Genomic DNA, 4273 nt, shown 5'->3' on the forward strand with positions numbered 1-4273 from the left:
GCAATAACAAATGAGCCCCTACCATTCCTGTACCACCTGTAACTAAAATCATACAACGAAAATAGCCTAAAATTATGAATTCACCTTGCTAAATCTCAACTCTTGTCCCTTTGTCTCTTACAAGCGAATCACTATATTTGCTAAAATTTTACACATATGACTACAAATTTTGTTGAGGAATTAAGATGGAGAGGTATGCTACATGATATCATGCCTGGAACTGAAGAACTTTTAAATAAAGAAGTAACTTCTGGTTACATTGGTTTTGACCCAACAGCAGATTCTTTACATATTGGTAGTTTGATTCCAATTATTATTTTAATGCATTTTCAAAAAGCAGGTCACAAGCCTATTGCTTTGGTTGGTGGTGCAACCGGAATGATTGGAGATCCGTCTGGAAAATCTGCAGAACGTAATTTATTGGACGAAGAAGCTTTGAGTAAAAATGTTGCTGGTGTAAAAGGACAACTAGAACGTTTTTTAGATTTCAACAGCAATACTTCAAACGGTGCAGAACTAGTAAACAATTATGACTGGATGAAAGATATCACATTGCTTGATTTTGCACGTGATATTGGAAAACATCTTACGGTGAACTACATGATGGCCAAGGACTCTGTAAAAAAACGTTTTACAGGCGAAGGAGACGGAATGTCTTTTACCGAATTCACCTACCAATTATTTCAAGGATATGATTTTTTACACTTATATAAAACCAAAAATTGTAAACTACAAATGGGTGGTTCAGATCAATGGGGTAATATTACTACCGGAACTGAATTAGTAAGAAGAGAAGCCCAAGGAAAAGCATACGCTATGACTTGCCCTTTGATTACAAAAGCAGACGGAACAAAATTCGGAAAATCTGAAGGAGGAAACATCTGGTTAGACAAGTCAAGAACTTCAGTATATAAATTTTACCAATATTGGTTAAATTCATCAGATGAAGACTCTATCGGCTTTATCAAAAAATTTACTTTTTTAAGTAAAGAAGAAATTGAAAAACTGACTAAAGAGCATAATGAGGCTCCTCATACACGATTGTTACAAAAAACAATTGCAAAAGAAGTTACTATTCTAGTACATTCAGTGGAAGATTATGAAAATGCAGTAAAGGCATCTTCTATTCTTTTTGGAAAATCTACGGCAGATGACTTAAAATCATTAGATGAACAAACATTTTTAGATGTATTCTCTGGAGTACCTCAAGCAGAAGTAAACAAATCGCAAATTGAAGAAGGTTTAGATATTGTTGTTGCTTTTGCAGAAACAGGATTTTTAAAATCTAATGGAGAAGTTAGAAGAGCACTGAAAGAAAATTCAATTTCAGTCAATAAAGAAAAAGTTCAAGATGGTTTTTCTATTTCAAATGCAGATTTAATTGCAGATTCATATGTTTTATTACAAAGAGGAAAAAAGAAATATTTTTTATTGAAAGTAATTTCATAATAACTTTCGACAAGATTAAAAAAGCCTCTAAATTTTATTTAGAGGCTTTTTTCTGCATTAAACTACCCCTAATCTAATAACTATCCCAATTTTTATCGGCTTGAGCTTTTAACTTTTCCGCTCCTTCCTCATTCCATAACTTCAAGGTATTTATGCCCCATGAGTTATAAAACAAATACAATTTACCATCCCTTATTTCAAAAGTTTTAGGATTGATTTCTACTTTTTCATTTTTCGCACCTATTGCATAAGCGCACCAACCTCCATATTGAGGAATATACTTTTTAGAATCCTTATTAAATTTATCTAAATTATCTTGAGTTGAAAATTTATATTTCACGTCATCAATAATAGAGATATATGATTTATCTCCGGCGACCGCACTATTTTCAAAATAAGCTACTACATCATAACCGTCCGCAGCAAATCCTTTTTTATCTACATTAATTTCCTTCTGAGCTTTTATAGAAATAGTACTCAATAAAAAAACGAAAAGAATGATATTTTTCATATGATTAAATTTTATAAGACTTTGGACGAATAAAAATTACCTACATTACAAAACAGATTACACATTCCTCTACACCTACTGCAAACACACAGTTTTGCAACAAATGTTTTACATATTGCTCCATGCGTTTGCTTTAAAACTTTTGATAAAAAGTAATTTTATCAAACAAAATTTAGACAATATGACATTTATTAAATCGACCATAACACAACTATCTTCTTCAATTCTAATTCTTACTTGTATTTTATCCTTTACAAGGATATCCTCTCAAAATAAGGATATCGATAAAAAAATAGAATCCATGCTTTCTCAATTAACTTTAGAAGAAAAAGTAGCGATGTGTCATGCGCAGTCAAAATTTAGCACCAAGGGAGCAGAACGCCTTGGTATTCCAGAAATATGGATGTCAGATGGACCACACGGTGTAAGAGCAGAGATTAGTTGGGATGCTTGGGATTATGCAGGTTGGACAAATGATTCTATTACAGCATTTCCAGCCTTGACCTGTTTGGCGGCTACTTTCAACCCTACTTTAGCAGGAGAATTTGGTTACAATTTAGGTGAAGAAGCTAGGTATCGTAAAAAAGATGTATTGCTAGGACCAGGAGTGAATATCTATAGAAGTCCATTGAACGGAAGAAATTTTGAGTACATGGGAGAAGATCCTTATTTAGCTTCAAAGATGGTGGTCCCTTATATTAAAGGAGTCCAAAAAAACGGTGTTGCTGCCTGTGTTAAACATTTCGCATTGAACAACCAAGAACACTGGAGAAGCACCATTAATGTAGAGGCTAGTGATAGAGCTTTACATGAAATTTATCTTCCAGCCTTCAAAGCTGCAGTTCAAGATGCAGGTGTATGGGCAATCATGGGAGCCTATAACAAATTTAGAGGACAGTATACAACACATCATAAAACCTTAACAAATTCTATATTAAAAGGCAAGTGGAATTTTGACGGAGTGGTGATAAGCGACTGGAGCTCTGCTCATAGTACTAAAGAATCAGCAATGTATGGTTTAGACCTAGAAATGGGAACAGGTACAGATGGATTGGGAACCACAACTGCGAACCATTACAGTCATTATTATTTAGCAGATCCGTTTTTAAAAGCCATCAAAAGTGGTGAATTGAGCGAAGATTTAGTAGATGACAAGGTTCGTAGAATTCTTAGGTTGATGTATCGTACCAATATGAGTTCTAACAGACCTTTGGGTCGTGCTAACAACATAGAACATCATGAAGTGGCTAAAAGAGTTGCTACAGAAGGAATCGTGTTGCTAAAGAACAAAGAAAACTTCTTTCCTATAAAAGACAAAGAAAATTTTACCATTGCAGTTATTGGCGAGAATGCTACAAGATCTATGACCAAAGGAGGTGGATCATCAGAATTGAAACCAAAATTTGAAATATCTCCCTTAGAAGGGCTAAAAAAGAAATATAAAAAAACAACAATTCTACATTCTATGGGATTTGAAACAGGCCCTTCTGAATACGATATTGTACATCCTGCAACACTAGATGCCGATTCTTTGAAAACGGCTGCTATCAATATTGCTAAAAAAGCGGATCTAGTACTATTCATCGGGGGACTTAACAAAAGTCACCTCCAAGATTGCGAAGGAGATGACAGACAACAATACAGTTTACCTTTTGGACAAGAAGATTTATTAGCAGAAATTGTAGCCGTAAATAAAAACACAGGATTTTTACTAGTCACAGGAAACGCGGTAGAAATGTCTTGGCACACTCAGGTAAAAGGAATTTTACAAACTTGGTATTTAGGTAGTATGGCAGGAGATGCCATTGCCGATGTAGTTAGCGGAGATGTAAATCCATCCGGAAAACTACCATTCTCATTTCCTAAAAAACTAGACGATAATGGAGCACATTCCTTTGGTTCAAAATCTTATCCAGGAGTAGATTTAAACCAAGAATACTTAGAAGATATTTTGGTAGGATATCGTTGGCATGATACTAAGAAAATAAAACCCATGTATGCTTTTGGATATGGTTTATCTTATACCAAATTCAAAATATCAGACGTAAAATTAAACGCGAAAAAATTCACTACAGAAGATAAAATCAAGGTCTCTTATACTATTTCTAATACGGGTTCTAAAGACGGATCAGAGGTAGTACAAGTTTATATTGGAAAACACAAATCTAAAGTAACAAGAGCTTTAAAGGAACTGAAAGGATTTCAGAAAACTCATATCAGACAAGGAAATTCTGAAAACATCACCATATCAATTGATCCTAACACCTTGGCTTTTTATGATGAAAATCTTGCCGATTGGAATTTAGAAAAAGG

The 4273-nt window shown here is 34.1% G+C and carries 3 protein-coding genes; 2 read left to right on the top strand and 1 reads right to left on the bottom strand.

The window, feature by feature from the left end:
• Window positions 1-156: 156 nt before the first annotated feature.
• The gene (tyrS, locus tag P8H68_RS00380) at window positions 157-1449 is read left to right on the top strand and encodes a tyrosine--tRNA ligase (RefSeq protein WP_300320134.1); all 1293 of its coding nucleotides are present in this window, start codon (window positions 157-159) and stop codon (window positions 1447-1449) included.
• Between the two features lie 73 nt (window positions 1450-1522).
• Here tyrS and P8H68_RS00385 read toward each other — a convergent pair whose 3' ends face one another.
• Complete coding sequence (locus P8H68_RS00385) at window positions 1523-1960, bottom strand: YHS domain-containing (seleno)protein (RefSeq protein WP_300320137.1); 438 nt, start codon at window positions 1958-1960, stop codon at window positions 1523-1525.
• A gap of 181 nt (window positions 1961-2141) precedes the next feature.
• On the opposite strand from P8H68_RS00385, the gene P8H68_RS00390 reads away from it, so the two are divergent.
• Window positions 2142-4273, top strand: a 2132-nt coding sequence (locus P8H68_RS00390; RefSeq protein ID WP_300320140.1) for a glycoside hydrolase family 3 C-terminal domain-containing protein, incomplete at its 3' end; no start/stop codon positions are given.

Origin of the sequence: Flavicella sp. (assembly GCF_029238425.1) — a bacterium.
Taxonomy (GTDB): domain Bacteria; phylum Bacteroidota; class Bacteroidia; order Flavobacteriales; family Flavobacteriaceae; genus Flavicella.

Coding starts and splice junctions, on each gene's coding strand:
- P8H68_RS00385 (WP_300320137.1), bottom strand. CDS start 1,960: ATGAAAAATATCATTCTTTTCGTTTTTTTATTGAGTACTATTTCTATA.
- tyrS (WP_300320134.1), top strand. CDS start 157: ATGACTACAAATTTTGTTGAGGAATTAAGATGGAGAGGTATGCTACAT.